This is a genomic window from Microbaculum mangrovi (genome assembly GCF_051390635.1).
In the GTDB taxonomy this organism is placed as follows: Bacteria; Pseudomonadota; Alphaproteobacteria; order Rhizobiales; family Tepidamorphaceae; genus Microbaculum.
Genome location: NZ_JBPODT010000003.1, coordinates 696,536 through 719,632 on the forward strand (window position 1 = coordinate 696,536; position 23,097 = coordinate 719,632).

18 protein-coding genes are annotated in these 23,097 nt (G+C 63.9%); 16 read left to right on the forward strand and 2 right to left on the reverse strand.

Annotation, left to right across the window (positions count from 1 at the left end):
• Positions 1 to 70: 70 nt before the first annotated feature.
• Genes ACSF9G_RS16095 through ACSF9G_RS16120 form a run of 6 tightly spaced genes read left to right on the forward strand, consistent with a single transcriptional unit; the run spans position 71 to position 6,029 of the window.
• Positions 71 to 814: an ABC transporter ATP-binding protein gene (locus ACSF9G_RS16095; RefSeq protein ID WP_436643113.1), complete on the forward strand. Its 744-nt coding sequence runs from the start codon at positions 71 to 73 to the stop codon at positions 812 to 814.
• Positions 807 to 1,526 carry an ABC transporter ATP-binding protein gene (locus ACSF9G_RS16100; protein ID WP_436643115.1) on the forward strand — a complete coding sequence of 240 codons (720 nt, stop codon included), beginning with the start codon at positions 807 to 809 and terminating at the stop codon, positions 1,524 to 1,526. The genes ACSF9G_RS16095 and ACSF9G_RS16100 overlap by 8 nt, the downstream gene beginning before the upstream one ends.
• Before the next feature lie 14 nt (positions 1,527 to 1,540).
• On the forward strand, positions 1,541 to 2,413 hold the full coding sequence (locus tag ACSF9G_RS16105; RefSeq protein WP_436643116.1) for a branched-chain amino acid ABC transporter permease: 873 nt from the start codon (positions 1,541 to 1,543) through the stop codon (positions 2,411 to 2,413).
• A gap of 49 nt (positions 2,414 to 2,462) precedes the next feature.
• On the forward strand, positions 2,463 to 3,461 hold the full coding sequence (locus tag ACSF9G_RS16110; protein ID WP_436643117.1) for a branched-chain amino acid ABC transporter permease: 999 nt from the start codon (positions 2,463 to 2,465) through the stop codon (positions 3,459 to 3,461).
• A 9-nt stretch (positions 3,462 to 3,470) separates the two neighbouring features.
• Positions 3,471 to 4,760, forward strand: coding sequence for an ArgE/DapE family deacylase (locus ACSF9G_RS16115; RefSeq protein WP_436643119.1), 1,290 nt, complete (start codon positions 3,471 to 3,473; stop codon positions 4,758 to 4,760).
• A 15-nt stretch (positions 4,761 to 4,775) separates the two neighbouring features.
• Positions 4,776 to 6,029, forward strand: coding sequence for a Zn-dependent hydrolase (locus ACSF9G_RS16120; protein ID WP_436643120.1), 1,254 nt, complete (start codon positions 4,776 to 4,778; stop codon positions 6,027 to 6,029).
• Positions 6,030 to 6,074: 45 nt separating this feature from the next.
• Here ACSF9G_RS16120 and ggt read toward each other — a convergent pair whose 3' ends face one another.
• Complete coding sequence (ggt, locus tag ACSF9G_RS16125) at positions 6,075 to 7,709, reverse strand: gamma-glutamyltransferase (RefSeq protein WP_436643272.1); 1,635 nt, start codon at positions 7,707 to 7,709, stop codon at positions 6,075 to 6,077.
• 444 nt (positions 7,710 to 8,153) lie between these two features.
• On the opposite strand from ggt, the gene ACSF9G_RS16130 reads away from it, so the two are divergent.
• The 9 genes from ACSF9G_RS16130 (at position 8,154) to ACSF9G_RS16170 (ending at position 21,188) form a co-directional block, all read left to right on the forward strand.
• Positions 8,154 to 9,815: an alpha/beta hydrolase gene (locus ACSF9G_RS16130; protein WP_436643121.1), complete on the forward strand. Its 1,662-nt coding sequence runs from the start codon at positions 8,154 to 8,156 to the stop codon at positions 9,813 to 9,815.
• Positions 9,803 to 10,666, forward strand: coding sequence for a dienelactone hydrolase family protein (locus tag ACSF9G_RS16135; protein ID WP_436643122.1), 864 nt, complete (start codon positions 9,803 to 9,805; stop codon positions 10,664 to 10,666). Before ACSF9G_RS16130 ends, ACSF9G_RS16135 begins: the two co-directional genes overlap by 13 nt.
• 389 nt (positions 10,667 to 11,055) lie before the next feature.
• The gene (locus ACSF9G_RS16140) at positions 11,056 to 12,141 is read left to right on the forward strand and encodes an HlyD family secretion protein (protein ID WP_436643123.1); all 1,086 of its coding nucleotides are present in this window, start codon (positions 11,056 to 11,058) and stop codon (positions 12,139 to 12,141) included.
• The gene (rbbA, locus tag ACSF9G_RS16145) at positions 12,138 to 14,933 is read left to right on the forward strand and encodes a ribosome-associated ATPase/putative transporter RbbA (protein ID WP_436643124.1); all 2,796 of its coding nucleotides are present in this window, start codon (positions 12,138 to 12,140) and stop codon (positions 14,931 to 14,933) included. The genes ACSF9G_RS16140 and rbbA overlap by 4 nt, the downstream gene beginning before the upstream one ends.
• 3 nt (positions 14,934 to 14,936) lie before the next feature.
• A complete protein-coding gene (locus tag ACSF9G_RS16150) occupies positions 14,937 to 16,058 on the forward strand; it encodes an ABC transporter permease (RefSeq protein ID WP_436643125.1) in 1,122 nt (373 codons plus the stop codon).
• 483 nt (positions 16,059 to 16,541) lie between these two features.
• The gene (locus ACSF9G_RS16155; protein ID WP_436643126.1) at positions 16,542 to 17,879 is read left to right on the forward strand and encodes a glutamine synthetase family protein; all 1,338 of its coding nucleotides are present in this window, start codon (positions 16,542 to 16,544) and stop codon (positions 17,877 to 17,879) included.
• 25 nt (positions 17,880 to 17,904) lie between these two features.
• Positions 17,905 to 19,161 (forward strand): YlbE family protein, encoded by a 1,257-nt coding sequence (locus tag ACSF9G_RS16160; protein ID WP_436643127.1) that lies wholly within the window; start codon positions 17,905 to 17,907, stop codon positions 19,159 to 19,161.
• A 23-nt stretch (positions 19,162 to 19,184) separates the two neighbouring features.
• Positions 19,185 to 20,639 carry an APC family permease gene (locus ACSF9G_RS16165; RefSeq protein ID WP_436643128.1) on the forward strand — a complete coding sequence of 485 codons (1,455 nt, stop codon included), beginning with the start codon at positions 19,185 to 19,187 and terminating at the stop codon, positions 20,637 to 20,639.
• 27 nt (positions 20,640 to 20,666) lie between these two features.
• A complete protein-coding gene (locus ACSF9G_RS16170) occupies positions 20,667 to 21,188 on the forward strand; it encodes an Lrp/AsnC family transcriptional regulator (RefSeq protein ID WP_436643129.1) in 522 nt (173 codons plus the stop codon).
• 270 nt (positions 21,189 to 21,458) lie between these two features.
• On the opposite strand, the gene ACSF9G_RS16175 is transcribed toward ACSF9G_RS16170, so the two are convergent.
• The gene (locus tag ACSF9G_RS16175) at positions 21,459 to 21,905 is read right to left on the reverse strand and encodes a BLUF domain-containing protein (RefSeq protein ID WP_436643130.1); all 447 of its coding nucleotides are present in this window, start codon (positions 21,903 to 21,905) and stop codon (positions 21,459 to 21,461) included.
• A gap of 276 nt (positions 21,906 to 22,181) precedes the next feature.
• Here ACSF9G_RS16175 and ACSF9G_RS16180 point away from each other — a divergent pair, with 276 nt between their 5' ends.
• The gene (locus ACSF9G_RS16180) at positions 22,182 to 23,051 is read left to right on the forward strand and encodes an IclR family transcriptional regulator (RefSeq protein WP_436643131.1); all 870 of its coding nucleotides are present in this window, start codon (positions 22,182 to 22,184) and stop codon (positions 23,049 to 23,051) included.
• Positions 23,052 to 23,097 lie beyond the last annotated feature (46 nt).

Sequence of the window (23,097 nt, forward strand, 5' to 3'; positions counted from 1 at the left end):
GGCCGTCCCGGCCCCCGGTGCCTCGCTTCGCCGTTCAGCCTTTCGTCCGACGCGCGGAAACCACGACCCTATGCCGATCTCGACGCCCAAGGCCTTGTTGGAGGTCGACGACATAACGATGGCTTTCGGTGGGATCGTCGCCGTCGACAGCCTGTCCTTCTCGGTTCGCCAGGGGGAGATCCTGGCGCTGATGGGGCCGAACGGCGCCGGCAAGACGACGACCTTCCATGTGATCGCCGGTGTGCACAGCCCCACCAAGGGCAAGATCCGCTTCGACGGACAGGATATCACCACGCTGCGGCCCGATGGCCGGTGTCGGGCCGGCGTGGCGAGAACGTTCCAGATCACCCAGCCGTTTCACGAACTGACCGTCGAGGAGAACGTGATGGTTGGCGCGCTCGCCTTTCATAAGAGAATGGCGGATGCGCGCACGGACGCGCGCCGCTTCGTCGACATGGTGGGGCTCGGCGACCGGGCGCAAGTGCCGGCCAAGGGGCTCAGCACCGGCCAGCGCAAGCGGCTGGAGATGGCCCGCGCGATGGCGACGCGGCCGAAGCTCCTGCTGCTCGACGAGGTGACGGGCGGTGTCGACCAGAAGAGCCTCCCCGGGATCGTGAACCTGGTGAAGCAATTGCGCGACGACGGGCTCACCCTGATCGTCATCGAACACAACATGGGGGTGATCAACGAGCTCGGCGATCGCGCCATTTTCATGAACCGCGGTGTTCGGATGGCCGAGGGCACGCCTGAGGAAATCGCCAAGCACCCGGAAGTCGTCGAGCTGTATCTCGGAGAGGGAGGCAAGGATGGCTGAGCTTCCGATGCTGCAGGTAGAGGACCTGAACGTCCTCTATGGCGACTACCAGGTGCTGTGGGACGTCTCGATGAGCGTCGGGCAGAAGGAGATCGTCGCCGTTCTCGGGCCCAACGGGTCCGGCAAGAGCACGGTACTCAAGGCGATCATGGGGCTGGCGCCGGTCCGCTCGGGAAAGGTCGTCTTCGAAGGGCAGGACCTGACCCGGGTTCCGACCCACGAGATGGTCGCCATGGGCATCTCGATGGTGCTCGAACGCCGTCGCCTGTTCGGTCAGATGACGGTGCGCGAGAACCTGCTGCTCGGCGCCTACCATCGCAGCGTCAACAAGGACACCCGGAGCCGGCTGGAATGGGTGGAGAGCCTGTTTCCCATTCTGGCGGAACGGCGCGACCAGATCGCCGGCAAGATGAGTGGCGGTGAGCAGCAGATGGTGGCGATCGCCAGAAGCCTGATGTCGCGCCCCCGCCTGTTGCTGATGGATGAGCCCTATCTCGGCCTGGCGCCGCGCGTGGTGAAGCAGATTGCCGGGATCATTCGCCGGGTCAACGAAGAGGGCATCGCCGTCGTTTTCAACGAGCAGAACGTCAAGCTGTCGTTCGGGCTGTCGGACCGCGGCTATCTGCTCGAGGGCGGTCGGATGGTTCTTTCGGGCACGGGCGAGGAAATGATCAATTCCGATGTGATCAGCCGCGTCTATCTCGGCGTCTAGAGGGGGGAGAGCCGGTGACCTTTTCCATCTTTCTCGAACAGATCATCAACGGCATCGTCATCGGGTCGATGTACGCCCTCATCGGCAGCGGCATCGCGCTGATCTACGGGACGATGCGGGTGCTGAACCTCGCCCATGGCGAGTTCTACATGCTCGGCGGGTATTTCGTTTTCTTCCTGGTCGTCACCTACGGGGTTCCCGCCTACCTCGCCATTCCCGTGGCCGTCCTGATGACCTTTCTGCTGGGCGCGATTATCCAGCGGCTGACCATATTCTATCTGCTGGCGCGCGAAGGCTGGGCCTTCTCGACGATCGCCGTGACCCTGGGGCTGTCGATCTTCCTGCAGAACGCGGCGCTGCTGCTGTTCGGCGAGCAGTTCCAGAGCGTGCCCTATTACCTGCAAGGCGTGATCGAGTTTGCCGGCATCCGCCTGCCGGTCCAGCGCCTGCTGATCATCGTCGTCGCCCTGGTCACCATCGGCGCGATGACTTTCGTGCTCAAGAAGACCCGGCTCGGCTGGGCCATCCGGGCGACGTCGCAGGATCTCGACGCCAGCGCGGTGGTCGGTATCCCCGCCCAGCGGATCTACATGATCACGTTCGGCCTCGCCGCCGCCCTCGGCGCGGTCGCCGCGGCGATGCTCGCTCCGATCTACGCCATCAATCCCTGGAGCGGCCTTCCGATCCTGCTCAAGGGCTTCGTCGTCGTCATCCTCGGCGGACTGGGCAGCTTCCCGGGCGCCATCGCCGGCGGTCTCATCCTGGGCGTCGTCGAGGCGATCGGCGTTCAGCTCACCTCGTCGGAATGGCGCGATGTGATCGCATTCACCCTGATGATCCTCGTTGTCTGGATACGGCCCTGGGGCCTGTTCGGGCAGAAGCCGTAATGAGCCTGCCTGTGCGCGCCGCTGCCCCATCTATCGACCGGAGACTTTGATGTTCCAGCCGCTGAAACCCTGGCAATGGGCGCTGGTCTCGGCCGCTGTCGTCGTGGCGGCGCTCATCCCCGCCGTGACGCAGAACACCTACCTGCTGCACGTGCTGATCCTGTCGATGATTTTCGGGATCTTCGCCCTTGCCTGGAACCTGGTCACCGGTTTCGCCGGCCTGAAGACCTTCGGACACCATGCCTTCTTCGGGATCGGGGCATACGTGTCGGCGCTGATCAGCATAAACGCCGGCCTGTCGCCGTGGCTGACCATCTGGATCGCCGCGATCGCGGCGACGATCGCCGGCATCTTCGTCGGTGTACCGATCCTCCGGATCAAGTCGATGCCGCACGTGGCCATCGTCACGCTGGGCTTTGCCGAGATCGTCCGGATCGTCATCTCCAACCTGCAGTCGATCACCCGCGGCGAACTCGGGCTTTGGGGGATCCCGCCGTTTACCGGTTTCTCGATCCCGGGGATTGGCCGGGTCGTGTTCTCGCCCGCCGACAAGGTGCCCTACTACTATCTGGTCCTGATCCTGCTGGCGTTGTCGATGGCGGTCGTCGCACTGCTGATGCGCTCCAAGACCGGGCTGTCCATCGTCGCGATGCGCGACGCCGAGGATGCCGCGGAAAGCCTTGGCGTAAACCTCACCCAGCAGAAGCTGCTTGTCTTCGGGGTCAGCGCCTTCCTCGTCGGCGTCGCCGGTGCCTTCTATGGTCATTACATCGGAATTCTGACGCCGACGGCCGCTGTCGGTGTCGACCTGATGATCCTCATCATCGCGATGGTGCTGGTCGGTGGGCTGGGGACGCTCAGCGGACCGCTGATCGGTGCGCTGATCCTCACCGCCGCGGTTGAGCTGTTGCGCGACCTGGAGGATTACCGGCTGCTCGTCTATGGCGCGATCATCATCGTCGTGACGATGTTCCTGCCGCGGGGGCTTGCAAGCCTCGGCCCCATGATCGTCAAGCGGCTTCGCACCCGTTCCCCGGAAAACTCGTAAGGACGAGACATGCTCGACAAGAACGTTGCGGCGGCGATCATCGACGCCGTCGATCGGGGCTTCGACCAACAGGTCCGCTTTACCCGGGACATGGTCCGCATTCCCTCGACTCGCGGCGAGGAACAACGGGTGCAGGATTTCATGGCCGACGCCATGGCGTCCCGAGGCTTCGTGGTCGATCAGTGGCGCCTCGATGTCGACGAGATCAAGGACCTGCCCGGATTTGCCCCGGTCTCGATTTCTTATGAGAATTCCTACAATGTCGTCGGCACCTACCGCCCAGCCGTTCGGCGTGGCCGGTCCCTGATCTTCAACGGTCATGTCGATGTCGTGCCGACGGGACCCTGGGACCGCTGGACGACGCCGCCTTTCGAGCCGCGCATAGACGGCAAGTGGCTCTATGGCCGCGGCGCGGGCGACATGAAGGCAGGCCTTGCTGGCACCCTGTTCGCGTTCGACGCGGTGCGGGCCGCCGGCTTTGCGCCGACCGCGCCGATCTACTTCCAGTCCGTTGTCGAGGAAGAGTGCACGGGCAACGGCACGCTCGCCTGTCTGCAGCGCGGATATCGCGCCGACTGCGCCTTCGTTCCAGAGCCGCTGGAGCCGAAGCTGATGCGCGCGGAGGTCGGGTTGATCTGGTTCCAGGTCCATGTCGAGGGCGATCCGCAACATGCCTCGGGGTTCGTGTCGAGCGGAACCAACGCGATTGAGAAGGCCATGGGGCTATGGCCTCACATCAAGGCCCTGGAAGCCGAATGGAACGCGCGCAAGGCCGACCATCCCCTCTACCGGAACCATCCGCATCCGATCCGCGTGAACCTCGGCGAGATCACGGGGGGCGAATGGACGTCGAGCGTGGCCGCTACCGCGACGCTCAACGTCCGCGTCGGTGTCCTGCCCGGTGCCCGGCTGTCCGATATCCGCGATGAAATCGAGGCACGGGTGCGCCAAGCGGCGCTGGACGACCCGTTCCTGTCCAACAATCCGCCACGCATCGAGTATCACGGCCACATGGCGGAGGGGTACGTGCTGGAGGATGCCGACGAGGCCGAAGCCGTCCTCGCCGAGAGCCATGCGGCCGTCTTCGGAGCGCCGCTTCAGGAAGAAATCACGTCGGCTGCGACGGATGCGCGTTTCTTCGGCCTCTATGCCGACACGCCGGGCATCGTCTACGGGCCGATCTGCGAGCGGCCGCACGGCTTCGACGAGCGCGTCGATCTCGATTCGCTCCGCGCCGTTACCAAGACCATGGCCCTGTTTCTCGCCGAATGGTGCGGAGTCGAAAAAAGCCAAGCGTAGTACGGAAGGTTTGTCATGAAGACGGTCAAGGTCGACGGCGAACGGTTGTGGGCGTCGCTGATGGAAATGGGGCGCATCGGGGAAACGCCGGGCGGCGGTTGCCGGCGCCTCGCCCTGACGGACGACGACAAGGCGGCGAGGGATCTGTTCTGCCGATGGGTGCGTGACGCGGGCTGCACGATCACGGTCGACGGGATCGGCAATATCTTCGCCCGCCGCGACGGCACGGATCCCGATGCCGCGCCGGTCATGATCGGAAGCCATCTCGATACGGTGCCGACTGGCGGAAAGTTCGACGGCGCTTACGGGGTTCTGGCCGGGCTCGAAGTGGTCCGTCGGCTCGACGACCTGGACGTCGCGACGTCGGCGCCGATCGAGATTGTCGTCTGGACAAACGAAGAGGGAGCGCGGTTCTCGCCGATGACGCTCGGATCCTCGGTGTTCACCGGCGACATCGCGCTCGACTTCGCCCTGTCGCGAACCGATCCCGCGGGCGTCACCATCGCCGAGGCGCTGGAGCGGATCGACTATGCCGGCAACGAGCCGATCGGTGGCCGGCCGGTGGGCGCCTATTTCGAAGTCCACGTGGAGCAGGGGCCGCTGCTCAAGGAAGGCGGTGAGAGGATCGGCGCCGTCACCGGGTCCTTCATGGCACGGTACTTCGTGGCGACCGTGACCGGCGAAGCCGCCCATGTCGGGCCGACCCTGATGGAGCAGCGCCATGACGCCCTCGTCGGCGCCGCGGCCCTGACACTGGAAATCGACCGGATCGGACGGTCGAGAGGGCGCGAGGGCCGTTCCAACGCGCCGCATATCGAGCTGTTCCCGAACGTGCGCGGTGTGATCCCGTCGGAGGTTCGGCTCAGTTGCGATCTGCGCAATTCCGATCCCGCAGAACTGGCCAAGATGGAGCAGGACCTGCAGGCCGCGATTTCCCGTATCGAAGGGGAGCGCGGCGTCTCGATCTCACTCGAACCGTATTTCGAGTTCGGGCCGATCCGCTTCGACGCGGCAATGTCCGGCCTGATTTCCGAGACGGCGCGCGAGATCGGGCTGTCGTGCCGGGATATCCTGACGGTGGCGGGTCACGATGCGGTTCCCATGACGACCTGTTGCCCGACCGCGCTGTTCTTCATTCCCAGCGATACCGGCATCAGCCACAACGAGACGGAATACAGCACGCCGGAACAGTGCGTCGACGGGGCCGATGTGCTGCTGAACGCCGTTCTCAAGGTCGCTTCGGGCGGAGTCGTTCCGGCGCCTGGCTGAAGCCGGCGAAACTACGCTGTTCCGTCGCGACCGCCGGCGATCGTGTCAGTCGTCTTTGCCTTCGTTTACGCGGGGCGCGTCCGGCCAGAAGCGGATTCCCTGCCGCGCAAGTCCGCCGCCGATCCCGATGGCGACACCGTCCGCGCGCCAGCAGGCGGCGCCGGTATGGTTGCCGTCGCCATCGAAGGCGATGGCGGCCATCCCGCCACCCACATGCGGAACCGGCAGGACGCGCCAGCCCATCGCGGTCAGGCCGCCGTGGGTGCTGTCCGGATAACCGTCTTCGACCTCGAGGTCACCGCCCTGCGTCCACAGCCGCGGCGCTTCGACCGCCTCCTGCGGCGACATGCCGTGGTCGATGAGATTGACCAGGGCCTGCATGACGCAGCCGAAGATGCGCAGGCCGCCGGGCAATCCGAGTGCGAAGGCGGGCTGTCCATCGCGCAGGACGATCGTCGGGGCCATCGATGTCGTCACGCGTTTGCCCGGCGCGATCGACAGGGCGCGTCCGGGATGCGGATCGAACAGCGACATGTTGTTGTTCGGTATGATTCCCGTGCCGGGAATGACGAACCGCGCGCCAAAAAGGCTATTGATGGTCTGCGTGCTGGAAACGATGTTGCCGAATGAATCACTCACCGTGACGTGCGTGGTGTTGTCCGACTCGGCCGCCGGGGACGCGGGCGTGGCGGGGGCGGCGTGCGTCATGCTGATCCGCGCCCGGCACGCCTCGGCGTAGCGCTTCGAGATCAGCCGGTCGACCGGCACGTCGACGAAGGCCGGATCGGCCGTCGATCTGGCCCGGTCGGCAAAGGCGATCTTCAGGGCCTCGCCGAGAAGGTGCATGGTCTCGATCGAGCCGTAGCCCAGCGCGGCCAGATCGTAGCCCTCCAGAATGTTCAGCATCTGGATGACATGGACGCCGCCGGCCGAGGGGGGCGGGGGCCCGTAGATGTCGAAGCCGCGATAGCGGCCGCGCACCGGGGCGCGTTCGATCGTCGAGACGGCGGCGAGATCGGCCAGTGTCAGGAGACCGCCGACGCTGGACATGTGACGGTCGATGACGCCGCCCAGGTCCCCGCTGTACAACGTCTCGGGACCGCCGGAGGCGATGCTTGCCAGCGTTTCGGCATAGTCGCCCATGACGAAACGCGTGCCCGCGCGCCGCGCCTGTCCATCGGGTAGGAACAGCCGGGCGATTTCGGGATCGCCGGCAAGATCGGCTGCGGCCTCTTCGATGCATCCGGCCAGATAAGGCGTCACCGCAAATCCGCGGCGGGCATGGCGAATGGCCGGTTCCATGACGTCCGAGAGGGACATCGTGCCGAAACGCTCCAGCGCATCGCACCAGCCGCGCAACGCCCCGGGCGTCGCCACGGCCTTCGGCCCGACTGCGTTCTCGCGGCCTACCGTGTCCAGGGAATACGGCGGCTGATCCGAAACCGGACGGTAGAGGTCGGGCGCCGCGGCGGCCGGGGCGGCGCTCAGGCCGTCGAGAACGATATGGCGCCCGTCCGTCGTGCGAATGTGGGTGATGCCGCCGCCCAGGATACCGACCATCATCGGTTCAACGACCGTCAGCGTAAACAGCGCTGCGATCGCTGCGTCGATGGCATTTCCGCCCGCCGCCAGCATCTCCGTCCCGGCGGCGGAGGCGAGGGGATGGTTCGTGACCACCATGCCACCGGCGGCACGCGCCGGCCGTTTCTCGCATGCTAACACTGTCGCGGGTCGCTGTTTTGCGTCGTCTCGTACGTCGGTCACGATTTTTCCGATGAGGGGTCTGCTAGGGGGGCACGCCACTGGGAAACGATGCGTCAATCCAAGGACACGGTCTGACGCCCCCTGAATGTCCAGAGGATGTCAGACTTCATTTCTAACGCCGTCCACGCCTCCTCCGATAGCCGGAACAGGGATGCCATGATCCGTTTCTGCGCCTGAGCGTGAGTCGGCAGCGGAAAAATAGCCACGCCAAACGCCTCATATCGGTTCACAACGTCAAATGGCGGTTGAGCTGGTCTGCTGGGCAGGCCAATGACGGAGCAGGGCCCCTTCCGAGGGAAAGTGATAGGGTGGTGACGCGCATCTGGCGTTGCCGTGCCGGGGCGGAGTAGAAGGTTGCGCATGACGCACAAAAACACCCGACTTTTCGGCTTCGCCGTTTTGCCGCTCCTTTTGGGGCTGGTCTTCTTTGCGGCCTCCCTCACGCCGTCGCTGATCCCGCGCCCGTGGATCGTGCAGGGGGCGCTGGCGGGGCTTGTCACCGCCATCGGTTATGTGATCGGGCAGCTCGTCCTCGCCGCCTGGCGCGCGATCGAACTGCCGCGTCTTTCGGGGCGGGCCGCGGTCGTTGCCCATGTCGTCGTCGCCGTGCCTGTCGTCGCGCTGTGGATCAACAACCTGACCAAGGCGGCGGACTGGCAGGACTCGATACGAACGCACGTCGGCCTGGAGCCGACCGAAGAGTTCCATATCTTCGCGATGCTGGGCGTCGCCCTTGCCGTCTTCCTGATCTGTTTCGCGATCGGTCTGGCCGTGCAGTGGATCTTCGACATCCTGCGCCGTCGCCTCTACCGGGTCATGCCGATGCGCACGGCCAATGCGCTGGGCCTGATCCTCGCGACCGCGCTCGTCTTCTTCGTCACCCGCGACGGAGTCATCCGGTGGGTGTTCGAGGCGATGGACCAGTCCTACGAGGCGGCGCAGGATCTGTTCGTGAAGGCGCCGCCGGCGCCTGACAATCCGCGCATTCCCGGTGGCCCCGGATCGTTCGCCGACTGGGGCGCGATGGGCCAGCCGGGACGCGATTACGTGCTCGGCGGTCCGGATGCGGAGGCCATCTCCGACTTTACCGGCCGGCCGGCCAAGGATCCGATCCGCGTCTATGTCGGGCGGGCGCAGGCCGAGACCCCGGAGGAGCGCGCGAAGGTGGCCCTGGAAGAGCTGAAGCGTCTTGGCGCGTTCGAGCGCAAGGTGCTGATAGTCGCGAGCCCGACCGGCACTGGCTGGCTCGATCCCGGCGGACACGATCCGGTCGAGTACATGCATGATGGCGACATCGCCACGGTCGCGGTCCAGTACTCCTACATGCAGTCGCCGTTTGCGCTGATCTTCGAGACCCAGACCGGTCTCGAACAGGCGACCGCGACGATGCAGACCGTCTACCGCTACTGGAGGACGCTACCCGAGGCCGACAGGCCCGAGTTCTACGCCCACGGCATCAGCCTCGGGGCCTGGTCGTCCATGTACTCCTTCGACATCTTCGAGATCGTCAACGATCCCATCCAGGGCGCGCTATGGACCGGCCCGCCGTTCCCCTCGGCCCTGTGGAACAAGGCGACGGACGCCCGGAACCCGGATTCGGCCTATGTTCTGCCGCTCGTCGGCAGCGGCGCGCTCGTCCGCTTCATGTCCCAGTTCGGCGGCCTCGACCGCGACGCCGGCCCTTGGGGCCGCCTTCGCATCGCCTACCTGCAATACGCGTCCGATCCGATCGTCTTCTACGAGCCGAATTCGGTCTGGCGCGCCCCGCAATGGATGCGCGAGCCACCGGCGCCGGACGTTTCTCCGGAGATGCGCTTCATGCCGGTCGTCACGCAGTTTCAGCTGGTGGTCGACATGATCCTCGCGCTCGCGGTTCCGCCCGGATATGGGCACAGCTATAGCGCCGAAGATTACATCGATGCCTGGGTCGGCGTGACCGCGCCTGCAGGCTGGACCGAGGCCGATTCCACGCGGCTGAAGGAGCGATGCGGCGTCGAATGGGGCCTTGGATGCCGAAACTGATCCGCTGGGGACTGATAGCCGCTGGCGTCATTCTCCTCGGACTGGCACTCAACACCACCCGCCAGTACGCGCGCTGGTCGCCCTTCGGCGAGCCCCCTGATGCGCGCGCGGCGCGTCTGGCCGAACATTGGCGGCTTCTCCTGCCCGAAGGGCCGGGGCCGTTTCCCGCCGCGATCCTGCTGTCGGGCTGCGACGGCGTGCGCGACAACATGGACTATTGGGCCAGCGTGTTCGTCGAGACGGGGCGCGCTGCGCTGATCGTCGACAGCCACACGCCGCGCGGCCTCGTCGAGCTGGAGGCGTGGCGGCTCGTCTGTGGCGCACAGGCCCTGTCCGGCGCTGAGCGCAGCGGCGACGTGGCCGTGGCGCTCAAGGGGCTGTCGGATCGGGACGACATCGCCGATGACATCGTCGTTTTCGGCGCCTCGCATGGCGGCTGGACCGCGATGGAGTTCGTGGCGCACGCGGCCAGTAACGAACGGCCGCCAGGACTCGCGCACTGGCCCGACACGCCCGAAGCACTCCTGCAATCGGTCTCGGCGCTGGTGCTGCTTTATCCCTATTGCGGAGTGCTGAACAGCGCGACGGCGGCCCGCTGGGCCGGCGCCCCGCCGGCGCTGTTCGTCCTTGCCGAGGATGACTCGATTGTCAGCACGCCGGATTGCGTCGCCCGCGCGGAGGCGCTGCGGCAATCAAACGCCGAGGTGGAGATTGTCGTTCTCGCGGATGCGGACCACGGCTTCGACCAGCAGGAGAGGTCGCCGCTTTCGATGCTCCGGTTCGATGCCCAAAAACAGGCGCAGGCGCGGCGGGCGGTACTCGATTTCCTGAAGACGGTAGATCCGCTCTGACAAAGGATGCGCCCATGGCTACGGGGCGCCGAACATCGACATTGCGTGCTCGAGGCGTCGCAGTCGCCTTTACGCTTATTTTGCACCGGCCCGGCGGGCTTTTTCCCGATGGTTTCGGTGGCGTTCGGGACGATGCGGTCGGTGCTCCGCGCCGTGGCGCCCCTCTTCGCCATCATTGTCCGCGTACCAATGCTTCGCCCGGCCGAGGCGCGCAAGGCGGCAGGCACGGCTTTGCGCGCGGATCGAGATTGCAAATGCCTTCCGGGCCATCCTCCGCTATGCTGATACTGCATTGCACCTAAGCGCCGCGAATGGCGCAATGCGAGAGATCAGCCACTATCTTCGCGGTCTCTCGTCGCATTCGTTCCTGCAACACAGCGGAACTGCCCATGCCCAAGGCTGCACGCTCCATCCTTCGTCTCATCCTCATCGCCGTCGCCGCCGGCGGTCTCTACGCGGCATGGCTTTACGCTCAGCCGCCCGGCGTTCCCAAGGGCTTTGCCAAGAGCAACGGCCGCATCGAGGCCGTCGAGATCTACATCGCGGCCAAGACGGCGGGGCGGGTGCAGGACGTCTATGTCAGCGAAGGCCAGTTCGTCAGAACCGGCGATAAGCTGGCCAAGCTCGACACCCGGGCGTTGGAGGCGCAGCTCCGCGAAGCGCAGGCCCAGCTCGAAAGCGCGAAGATCGGCGTGACGATCGCCGAGTCCAGGGTCAGGCAGCAGGAAGCGCAAAAGGCGTCCATGCAGGCGCTGATCGAGCAGCGCCAGGCCGAGCTGACCATCGCAGAGAAAAGCCTTGCCCGCGCCGAGGAGCTGGCGACCACCGGCACGGCGACCCAGCAGCGCCTCGACGAGGATCGCGCCGACGTGCAGGGCGCGAAGGCCGCGGTCAGCGCCGCCGTTGCCAACCTCGCCGCGTCGGATGCCGCGCTCGGCTTTGCACGCTCGCAGGTGATCGCCGCGCAATCCGATATCGAAGCGGTGCGGGCGACGATCGACCGTATCCAGGTCGAGATCGACGACAGTCTGCTGGCGGCGCCCCGCGACGGGCGCGTCCAGTACATCGTCGCACGGCCCGGCGAAGTTGTCGGCCCTGGAAGCACCGTCCTCAACATGGTGGACCTCGACGAGGTCTACATGACCTTCTTCCTGCCGACCGCGGAAGCGGGCGTCTTGGCCGTGGACGCCGAGGCGCGTCTGGTCCTCGATGCCGCGCCCCAGTACGTCATTCCGGCCAGGGTCTTCTTCGTTGCCGACGTGGCGCAGTTCACGCCGAAGACGGTCGAGACCGCGGATGAGCGCCAGAAGCTGATGTTTCGCGTCAAGGCGCGCATTCCCTCCGAGTTGCTGCGCGAATACGTCCGCAACGTGAAGACCGGCCTTCCCGGAGTTGCCTATGTACGCCTCGACCCGACGACGGACTGGCCTGAAGACCTGAAGGTCCGTCTGCCCGAGGACGCGGCCGCCGGATGACCGGCCCTAGCACAGATCGCACCGCGCCGGGTGACGAGGCCCCGGTTGTGCGGCTGTCCGGCGTCAGCCTGCGATACGGTAACAATGTCGTCCTGGACGAACTGGACCTCGCGCTGCCCTCGGGCCGCATGGTCGGACTGGTCGGCCCGGACGGCGTCGGCAAGTCGAGCCTACTCGCGCTTGTCTCGGGCGCCCGCGAAATCCAGTCCGGCACCATCATGGTTCTGGAGGGCGACATGGCAAGCGCCCGCCACCGCCGGAATGCCTGTCCGCGGATCGCCTACATGCCGCAGGGGCTGGGCAAGAACCTCTATCCGACCCTGTCGGTTTTCGAGAACATAGACTTCTTCGGCCGGCTGTTCGGCCATGCTCGCGCCGAGCGGATACGGCGCATCGCCGCCTTGACCGAAAAGACCGGGCTGGCGCCCTTCGTCGATCGCCCCGCGGCCAAGCTCTCGGGCGGCATGAAGCAGAAGCTCGGCCTGTGCTGTGCGCTCATCCATGATCCCGACCTGCTCATCCTCGACGAGCCGACGACGGGCGTCGATCCGCTGTCGCGCCGGCAGTTCTGGGAATTGATCGACGACATCCGCGCCGAGCGCCCCGGCATGAGCGTGGTCGTGGCCACCGCCTACATGGAGGAAGCCGCCCGCTTCGACTGGCTTGTGGCGATGAACGCGGGGCGGATCCTGGAAACCGGCACCCCGGCCGAGTTGCTCGCCCAGACCGGCGCCGAGACCCTGGATCAGGCGTTCATCGCCCTGTTGCCGGAGGACCAGCGCCGCGCCTATCGCCCTGTCGAGATCGTGCCGCGCGATGCCGACAGTGAGGGCGAGATCGCGATCGAGGCGCATGACCTGACTCGCCGGTTCGGGGACTTCACCGCCGTGGACAAAGTCAGCCTGCGCGTTGGCAAGGGAGAGATCTTCGGCTTCCTCGGCTCAAACGGCTGCGGCAAGACCACCACGATGAAGATGCTCACCGGTTTGCTGCCGCCGACCGAGGGGCAGGCCTGGTTGTTCGGCCACGAGGTGGATTCCAACGACATCGAGACGCGCCGGCGCGTCGGCTACATGTCGCAGGCGTTCTCGCTCTACACCGAGCTGACCGTTCGCCAGAACCTCGAGCTCCACGCCAAGTTGTTCAAGGTTCCCGCCGAGGATCTGGCCGGGCGCGTCGGCGAGATGGTGACGCGGTTCGATCTGGAGGACGTGGTCGACGTCCTGCCGGGCGCCCTGCCGCTCGGCCATCGCCAGCGCCTGTCGTTGGCGGTGGCCATGATCCACAAGCCGGACATGCTGATCCTCGACGAGCCGACGTCGGGCGTCGATCCGGTCGCCCGGGATGATTTCTGGCGCATGCTGATCGAGCTGTCGCGCGGCGACCAGGTGACGATCTTCATCTCCACCCATTTCATGAACGAGGCCGAGCGGTGCGACCGCGTCTCGTTGATGCACGCCGGCAAGGTGCTCGTCACCGATGCGCCCGGCAGTCTCGTGACGAAACACGGCGCGGACACGCTCGAAGAGGTGTTCATCGAATATCTGGAGGCCGCGGCGGGCGCCGGCGCGACCGAGCCGGCCGGGTCGCCCGGCACCGCACAGGTGGCCGACGGCGAAACCGACCACGACGATGGCAAGGTGTCGGAATCGTGGTGGAGCCGCCATTTCGATCCGCGACGAATGCTGAGCTATGCCCGGATCGAGTCGCTGGAACTGCGTCGCGATCCGATCCGGCTCACACTGGCCCTTATCGGTAGCGTCATCCTGATGTTCGTCATGGGCTATGGCATCAGTATGGACGTCGAGGACCTGACCTTCGCGGTTCTTGATCGCGATCAGACGGCGGCCAGCCGGGACTATGCCTTCGATCTTTCGGGCTCCCGCTACTTTATCGAGCGCGAGCCGATCACCGACTATCAGGATCTCGACCGGCGCATGCGCTCGGGCGAGCTGAGCCTGGCGATCGAGATCCCGCCCGGGTTTGCCCGCGATATCGAGAAGGGGGGCGTGGCGCGCGTCGGGGCGTGGATCGACGGGGCTATGCCCCAGCGCGCCGAGACCGTTCGCGGCTATGTCGAGGGCATGCACATGAACTGGCTCGCCGCGAAGGCGCGCGCGCGCGGCCAGGGCGCGCTGCTGGCGGCCCCGGTCGATATCGCCATCCGCTATCGCTACAACCCCGACGTCAGGAGCCTCGTTGCGATGGTGCCTGCCGTCATTCCGATCCTTCTCATGGTGCTGCCTGCGATGCTTGCGGCGCTGAGCGTGGTCCGCGAGAAGGAGTTGGGATCCATCGTCAATTTCTATGTGACGCCGACGACGCGCCTGGAGTTTCTGCTCGGAAAACAGCTTCCCTATATCGGGCTTTCGATCCTCAGCTTCCTCTTGTTGACCGTGCAGGCCGTGGCGATATTCCGCGTGCCGCTGACGGGGAGTTTTCCGACGCTGGCCGCCGCAGCGGTGCTCTACGTCGCCGCTGCGACGGGGTTGGGCCTGCTGATCTCGACCTTCATGCGCAGCCAGATCGCGGCGATCTTCGGCACAGCCATCCTGACGATCCTGCCGGCGGTGCAGTTCTCCGGCCTGCTCGATCCCGTTTCCTCGCTCGAAGGCTTCGGCCGTCTTGTCGGCGAGGTCTATCCGACGACGTATTTCCTGATCATCGCGCGCGGCACCTTTTCCAAGGCGCTGGATTTTTCCGATCTTCAGATGGCCTTCGTGCCGCTGCTGCTGTCCGTGCCGGTGGTTGTTGGTCTGGCGGGCATCTTCCTGCGGAAACAGGGGGCCTGAGCGATGCGTCTGGCCAACATTTTCGATCTCGGGGTCAAGGAGCTTCGCAGCCTGCGGCGCGATCCGATGATGGTGGCCCTGATCGTCTACGCGTTCAGCGTCGCCATCTACATGGCAGCGACCGCGATGCCGGAGACGCTCAACAGGGCCACGATCGCCATCGTCGACGAGGATCGCTCGACCGTGTCGACGCGTATCGTCAGCGCGTTTTATCCGCCGTACTTCAGTGAGCCGGAACTGATTTCGCAGTTCGAGATGGACGAGCGGATGGATTCAGGCGTCGACACGTTCGCCATCAACATCCCCCCCGATTTCCAGCGTGATCTTCTGGCCGGTCGCCGGCCCGAGGTCCAGCTCAATGTCGATGCGACCCGCGTGTCGCAGGCGTTCACCGGATCAGGCTACATCCACACCATCATTCTCGAGGAAGTGCGGGCTTTCCTGGAACGGCGTCGCGATGCCTCCGAACTGCCCGTCGAGATCGTGGTGCGCGCCAGGTTCAATCCGGAACTGAACGAGACCTGGTTCGGCGCGATCATGGAAATCATAAACAACGTGACGATCCTGACGATCGTTCTGACCGGAGCCGCCCTGATCCGCGAACGAGAGCACGGAACGGTGGAGCACCTGCTGGTCATGCCGGTAACCCCGTTCGAGATCATGACCGCGAAGGTCTGGTCGATGGGGCTCGTCGTTCTCCTGGCCAGCTCTCTTTCGTTGGTATTCGTCGTCGAGGGGTTGCTGGCCGTCCCAATCGAAGGCTCCGTGCCGTTGTTCCTCGCCGGCGCGTCCATGCACCTGTTCGCGACGACCGCGCTTGGCATCTTCCTGGCGACGCTGGCACGGTCCATGCCGCAGTTCGGCCTGCTTCTGATCCTCGTGATGTTGCCGCTGCAGATGCTGTCGGGCGGCATGACCCCGCGCGAAAGCATGCCCGAACTGGTTCAGACGGTCATGCTGGCCGCGCCCACGACGCACTTCGTCATGCTGGCGCAGTCGATTCTCTACCGCGGCGCCGGTTTCGACGTCGTCTGGCCGCAGTTCCTGTGGCTGGCCGTGATCGGCGCTGTCTTGTTCGGGATCGCGCTGTCCCGCTTTCGGAAGACGATCGAAGGCAGTTCATAGGCCACGACGGGACCCGGTTTTGTCGCCGGCAGGTGACCTAAAGACGGGGTGGGTCGCCAGGGATCGGACGGCCGGCGGGCTCGTCTGAATGCGACCGTGCGGGCTGCCCCCGCGAAGGGTCTTGTTGTCTCTGGAAGACGACCGTTCCGGCCGATCCGTTCAATCCGGCTAATTGCAGTGGTCGGGTTCGGTGCCCTGGCTCCGAAAAAGCCGTGTCCAGCCCGTCCCAATCAATCTGAAATGTCCTGGCAGCACTCGCGAAGCATTCGCCGAGATCGATGGTCAGTGCCAGATCTCAGCTTCTGATCGTCGTTAACGCAGTCTCCTCAAAGTCTGGTTTGTCGCGGCGCATGGCCATGTTGCTGCTGTCTTTCGACTGGTCATGAAATGATGAAGATCGATATTCGAACTATTATACAATATTAGCATTGACATTCGAACTTATATGTCTCAAAAAATTCGATATAGAGAATGGGGGCGTATATGGACGATCTAAATTCGAAAATTCGATCTCTGAAAGAGCAGGGCGTCGAGTATGTTTTCGGCTTTTATGTCGACATCAACGGCGCGCCGAAGAGCAAGTGCGTCCCGGTAGAGAGCCTGGCTTCGATGTTGGGCGGATCTGAGCTCTATACAGTCGGAGCTCTCGAGGGGATGGGCGAACTTGGTCCCCACGAAGACGAGTGCGCGGGGTATCCGGACCTCGATCGTATGATCGTCCTGCCGTGGGACAGGCGCTTTGCGCTTATTCCCTCCAGCCTCCGCCTGGACGGAAAGCGGTACAATCAGGACTCACGGAATCTCCTGCTCAATGTCACCGAAGAAGCGGCGGAGCTTGGCTTCGTCGCGAATGTCGGAATCGAGCCCGAGTTTTACGTCGTTCGAGATACCGAAGGCGGATGGGAGCCGCTCGTCGCTTCGGACAGGATCAACCCCCCGACCTGTGGATACGACATCGAAGCGACCATGCTGGCCGAACCATTCCTCGGGCCGATGGTCAAGTACATGAACGAGCTCGGTTGGGGCGTCTACTCTTTCGACCACGAAGGCGGTGACGGCCAGTACGAGTTCAATTTCCGCTATGCCGATGCGCTGACGATGGCGGACAGGATGACCGTCTTCAGGCTGATGGCCAAGCATGTCGCGCGACAGAATGGCTGCATCGCGACCTTCATGCCGAAGCCCTTTCAGGACGATTTTGGGTCGGCATCGCACATCAATATCAGCATCGCGTCGGCAAAGGACGGAGAAAACCTGTTCGCGTCCGGGGGTGGCTACAGCGAATTGGCGATGCATTTCGTTGCCGGCGTCCTTGAACATGCCCGGGCAATCAGCGCCGTGGTCTGTCCGACCGTGAACTCCTACAAGCGCTTCACAAGCAAGGGGTTCATGGACGAGATTTCCTGGGCTCCGATCTTCCAGGCGTGGGGCGAAAACAATCGCACGCTGATGTGCCGCATGCCGGTAAACCGGCATTGCCTGGAGGTCAGGACCGCCGACAGCGCGGTGAACTACTATCTTGGCATCGCGATCGTGCTCGCAGCCGGCCTTGACGGGATCAAGCGGAAGCTGACGGCTCCCGAGCCTGTGAATGTCGACACCTACAAGCTCGCACCGACCGACCTTGTCGACCGCGGGTGCGTCCCCCTTCCGCGGACGCTGGACGAAGCCTTGGATGCCTTCCAAGAAAGTGACTTCGCCAGGGACGTGTTCGGCGAAGAATTCCACTCCACTTTTCTCAAGCACAAAAGACAAGAAGGCCACGAATTCCGCACCGTCGTGACGGAGTGGGAGATTCAGAAGTATCTCCAGAGAATTTGAAATTTATATCCGGGGAGGAAGTCAGATGAACGATCCCGCGCGCGCCGCCGCCAACGACATCGCGGTTGGTCGGATGCTCGCGAGCGAGCCCCAGCTAGTCGGGATAGAGCCGGCCGTTGATGTCGTGCCCGGCATGACTCCGCAGACGATCCTTACGTCGGGTGCGCCGCTCGAGTGGTCGGCCTATACCGGCGGGCAGCGCCGCGCCGTTCTCTTCGGCGCGGTGTACGAGGGACTGGCGCGCGACATCGGCGAAGCCGACCGCCTGATCCGGGATGGGAAAATCCACGTCCGATCCACCCAGGACCACAGCTGTATTGGCTCCGTCGCCGGGATTTTCACCGCATCGATGCCCGTGGTGATCGTGGAGGATGCGGTCCACGGGCATAAGGCGTTCTGCAGTCTCTACGAGGGGCCGAGCCGGCTGAAGCTGAATTATGGGGCGTACGACGACAATGTCCGCGATGCCTTGAACTGGCTTCGGGACTCGTTGGCGCCGCTTCTGTCCGCTGCCATCGATATCAGCGGGCCCATTCCCCTAAAGCCGCTGATGGCTCGGGGGCTGCGAATGGGCGATGAACTGCATAGTCGGAACACGGCCGCGACAATTCTGTTCGTTCGAGAGATCAACAAGTCGCTGTTCGAGTTGTACGCGGGCGGTCGAAAGGCGGAGGTGCTCGCCGCCTTCGATTTTCTCTACGAGAACGAGTACTCGTTCCTCCGGCTCGGAATGGCGGCAGCCAAAGTTATGGCCGACGCCGCCCACTGCGTCGACGGCAGCAGCCTGGTCACCGCAATGGCGATCAGCAGCCAGGATTTCGCAATCCGAGTAAGCGGCCTGGGCGACACCTGGTTTCGTGGCCCGCATCCGGCCCTCGAAGGCCGGTTCTTCGATGGCTTCACCGATGAAGACACGGAGTGGATAGGCGGCGAGAGCTGCGTAACCGAGGTCGTAGGCCTCGGGGGATTTGCCCAAGTCTGCGCGCCGACGCTGCAGGCCTACCAGGGCGGGGACTTCGCGACGATGCAGCGCACCAACGACGAGATGTATCGGATCTGCGTGCGTGAACACGACCAGTTCCTGCTGCCGCCCTTCGGTTTCCGCGGCGCGCCCACCGGGATCGACATTTTCAAGGTGCTCGACACCGGGATCACACCGGCGATCGACGGCGGACTCGCCGGAAAGGATGGGGGGCAGATCGGCGCGGGCATCTTGCGGCCTCCGATCGATTGCTTCGCAAAAGCCGCAGCAGCTTACGAGGAAATGAAATCGACCCCGTGAGGGGACCCAACAAGGGGGGGGGAATGGCAACTATTAAAAATAACCAATCAACGGATTTCGTCTTAACGTCGAGCGACGAAGGTATGGGGCCGCTGGAGTTGGCCTTCTTCGTCGTGGCGGCGGCAGGGCCGCTTCTCGTGGTGGCCGGATTTGCGCCACTGGCATTCATGATCGGCGGCATTGGCGCGCCGGGAGCCCAACTCTTCGCGGGTTTGGTTCTGCTTCTGTTTGCCGTCGGCTTTACCCGGATGGCGATGCGCGTCCACAACCGAGGCGCATTCTATGCATATATTGGCAAGAGCTTGGGAAAGGTCATGGGTGGCGGAGCCGCGGCGCTCGCTACAGCCGCCTACTGCGTGATCACGTTCGGCCAGCTGGGTGCATTCGGCGCGTTCGCGTCGGGTAGCATGTCGCGTCTGGCGGGTATCGAGATCGACTGGGTCTGGTTTTCCCTCGGAGCGTGGGCACTGGTTGCCTTCCTCGGCTATCAGCAGATTTCGCTGAGCGCAAAGGTTCTCGGCGTAGCTCTGATCTCCGAGGTGCTGATTCTGGTGGTGCTTGCTGTTCCGGTCCTTCTGTCAGGCGGACCTGAAGGATTTACAGCCGAGCCAATTCTTCCGACGAGTATATTCGGAGGCCTGGGAACGGGCGCGATGTTCGCGATCGTCTTTGGCGCCTTCATCGGTTTCGAGTCGACGGCGGTCTACGCGGAAGAGGCGCGGAACCCCGGCAAGACCGTGCCGCAGGCAACCTTTATGGCCGTCGGGTTCCTCACGGTATTCTACGGTTTCATGGCCTGGGTGGCGGTCGTCGCGTTCGGAGAGTCGCAAGTTGTCGCAGTGGCAACGGAGAGCCCAACCGAAATGTTCTTCATCGCCACTGAAAGATATGTCGGCCACGGCGCGACGGTCGTTATGGAAATACTCCTCATCACGAGCACCTTCGCGTCCAGCCTTGCCTTCCACAATACGGGATCCCGGTATCTCTTCACCTTGAGCCGCGAAGGCCTGCTTCCGGCATTTCTGGGGCGTATCAATCAGGTGAACCGGTCCCCGCAGGCGGCGTGCCTGACGGTCTCCGCTATCGCCCTCGTGGTTGTTCTGGTTTCGCGGCTCGTCGGCCTCGATCCGTACCTTGAGTTGTTCCTGATTGCTGTCGCTCCAAGTATTCTTGCCATCATTGTTTTGCAGCTTATCTGCTCGGTCGCGATACTCGTCTATTTCCGAACCGATAGAACGTCCGACAACGGCGTTTTCGTGACGACAATAGCGCCGGTGTTGAGCATGGTCGGGTTGGCCGTCGCGACATGGCTCATTACCGTGAACTTCTCGCTTCTATCCGGCCGGGAAGGCGTCGCGAACGTAGTAATTCTTTCGTCTCTGCCGATTGTTTTTCTGATTGGCATGGCGCGGACGATCGCGTTGCGTCGCACGGATCCCGAACGATATGGCCGACTCACGGAAACCAAAATATGGTAGCGCAAAGCCCGCTGTATTGGAGTTGCCGTGAAGAAGGCGCAACGAGCCGAGACGGAATCGCGTTCGCGGTCGAGCAGGGATCAAGCCGTTCCGCTGGATGATATCGACCAGGAGATCGTGCGGATTCTCCAAGTCGACGGGCGTACCAACAATTCGGAGATCGCCCGTCGGCTCGGCGTTACGGAAACAACCGTAAGGAAGCGCCTTTCTGCCTTGATCTCGGGAAACTACATAGAGGTCGTTGCCGTCCCTTCGCCGTTCCTCGCCGGAATGAATATCTCTGCGATACTCGGGATCAAGACGACGCTTCATCACGTCAGGAAAATCGCGTCAGCCGTTTCGGAGAGATCCGAGGTGCGCTATTGCGGAATTGCCACCGGACGGAGCAACCTCATCGTCGAAGCCTTCTTCAAGGATCATGATCATCTGCTACGCTTCGTGGCCGATTTTCTTGGTCAGATCGAGGGCGTGGTCGAGGTCGAAACGTCGTTGATATTGAAGATTGAGAAATATTCTTCGGACTGGATGGTAGAAGAAGGTCCTCAGTGACCGGTTGGCCAGTCGGAGCGGGGCGTCGGCGTGGCGGCAGCGATCGCTAGTGCTCAGTCGACCGAGCTGTCTGACGAAAGTCGGACCCGGTTCCTGATCCCGGCCACGGGGCAATTCCAGATTCAGAGCGATCTCGGACTTGGTTCAAGCCAACCGCGCCGACTTACAGGGTCCCGTCATCCGCACGGGTGTTCGCAACGCCTTGGGCCGTGGAGGTGATTCAGGCTGGAAAGCCCGGTCTCCGGCGTCCCGGGACTCGTTCCTTGAGCGTCAGTCCTGCTCGGCGCTGTCATCGTAGAAGGACAGCATGAGGTTGAGGGCATCGTCGAAATGGCCGCTCCGTGCCTTCGTCCAGAAATCCTCGGAGCCCAGATCCGAGTAGCCCTCGAACTTGGCGAGGTCGGCCTCGTCGATGTTGCGAAAGCCCATCGACCAGTCCGGGAAATTGCGCCCGGCGATCTCGCCTTCTTCCAGAACGACCTTGGTGTGATGGCGCGCATCGGCCGTTATGCGAGCGTAAGCCGTCAGGACCTGGTCCTTCTCGCCCTCGAGCAGCTGCATGAAATTGGCCCGGCCGGCTGCGGGCGTGACCTTGTAGATGAGCAGACCCGTGATGCCGTCACGGCGGTTGTGATCCCGGCTCTTCGTCAGGATGTCGGCAAGGTCCTGCTCGCTCATGGGGCGGTCCGCCTGGCTCACGTAGATCAGATGATACATCCGTTCGGTTCCCTTTCGTTCCCGCTGTGACGACGCGCCTGCGCGGCGCTCGTTACCGGCCGTCAAGTGACTGTTTGCCGGCGCGACCCCTCCTACGCAAGAGGATAAGCACCGGTTCGCCGCCACGGGCGGTCCCGGTGTGCCAATGCGCAGATCCCGCTTCATGAAATTTGATAATATCAAATTGCATTCGACAATAGAAAATAGACTTGACTCAAAGAGCCGGTTTTGGCCTCCTTAGCAAGGTCAATTCGACAGGATCAATTTGGCTCGACCATGGCAACGATCGTCAGCAACAGCGCTCGAGAAGAGCAGGGGTCGCACACGGACGCACCCGCCTCGGACGCGCCCGCCGTCGCCAAGGGACCGCGAACGGTCCAGTCGGTCGCCCGTGCCCTCGAACTGCTGGAAATCCTCGGAGACGCCAACGGCGAAATGTCGTTGAACGAGCTTGCGTCCAAGGCCGGGCTGAACGCCTCGACCTGCCACCATCTGCTGGCGACGCTGGCGCAGCGCGGCTTCATCGGTCGGTCGCAGCGCACCCGGGGCTATTTCCTGGGCCCGCGCATCACCGAGCTTTCGGAGTCGCGTCTCAAGCAGTTCAACCTCCTCGACGAGGCGATGCCGGAGCTGCGGCGCCTCAATGATCAGACGCTCGAAGCCGTCTATCTGGCGGTGTTGCAGGGGCTCTCGCTGGTCACGCTCGCCAGGCTGGATTCGAAGCTGCCGATCCGCGTCGGCTCGGATGGCGCCGGCAAGTCGGACGCCGCGCACGCGACCGCGACAGGCAAGGCGATCCTCGCCTGGCTGCCCGAGGCCGAGATCGCGCGGGTGATCGCCCATGGCGGACTGAAACAGTTCACAGACAAAACCATCTCGGCCATTTCCGAATTGATGGAAGACCTGCGGCTGGTGCGCCGCAACGGGTTTTCCATGGACAACGAGGAATTCCAGCCCGGTGTCGTCTGCGTCGGCGCGGCCATTCGCGACCACAGCGGCGCGGTGATCGGCTCGATCAGCTGTTCGATGCCCCGGATTCGCGCCGAGGGCGAGCACCTGGAAAACGTGAAGGCTCTCGTGAAGCAGTGCGCTTCGACCATTTCAGCACGGTTCGGAAGCCCGAAGGAGGTCCTGGAGCAGCCGTAGCCGGACGCAACGAAACAAAGCGCCACGTGGACGTGATCGTGGGGCA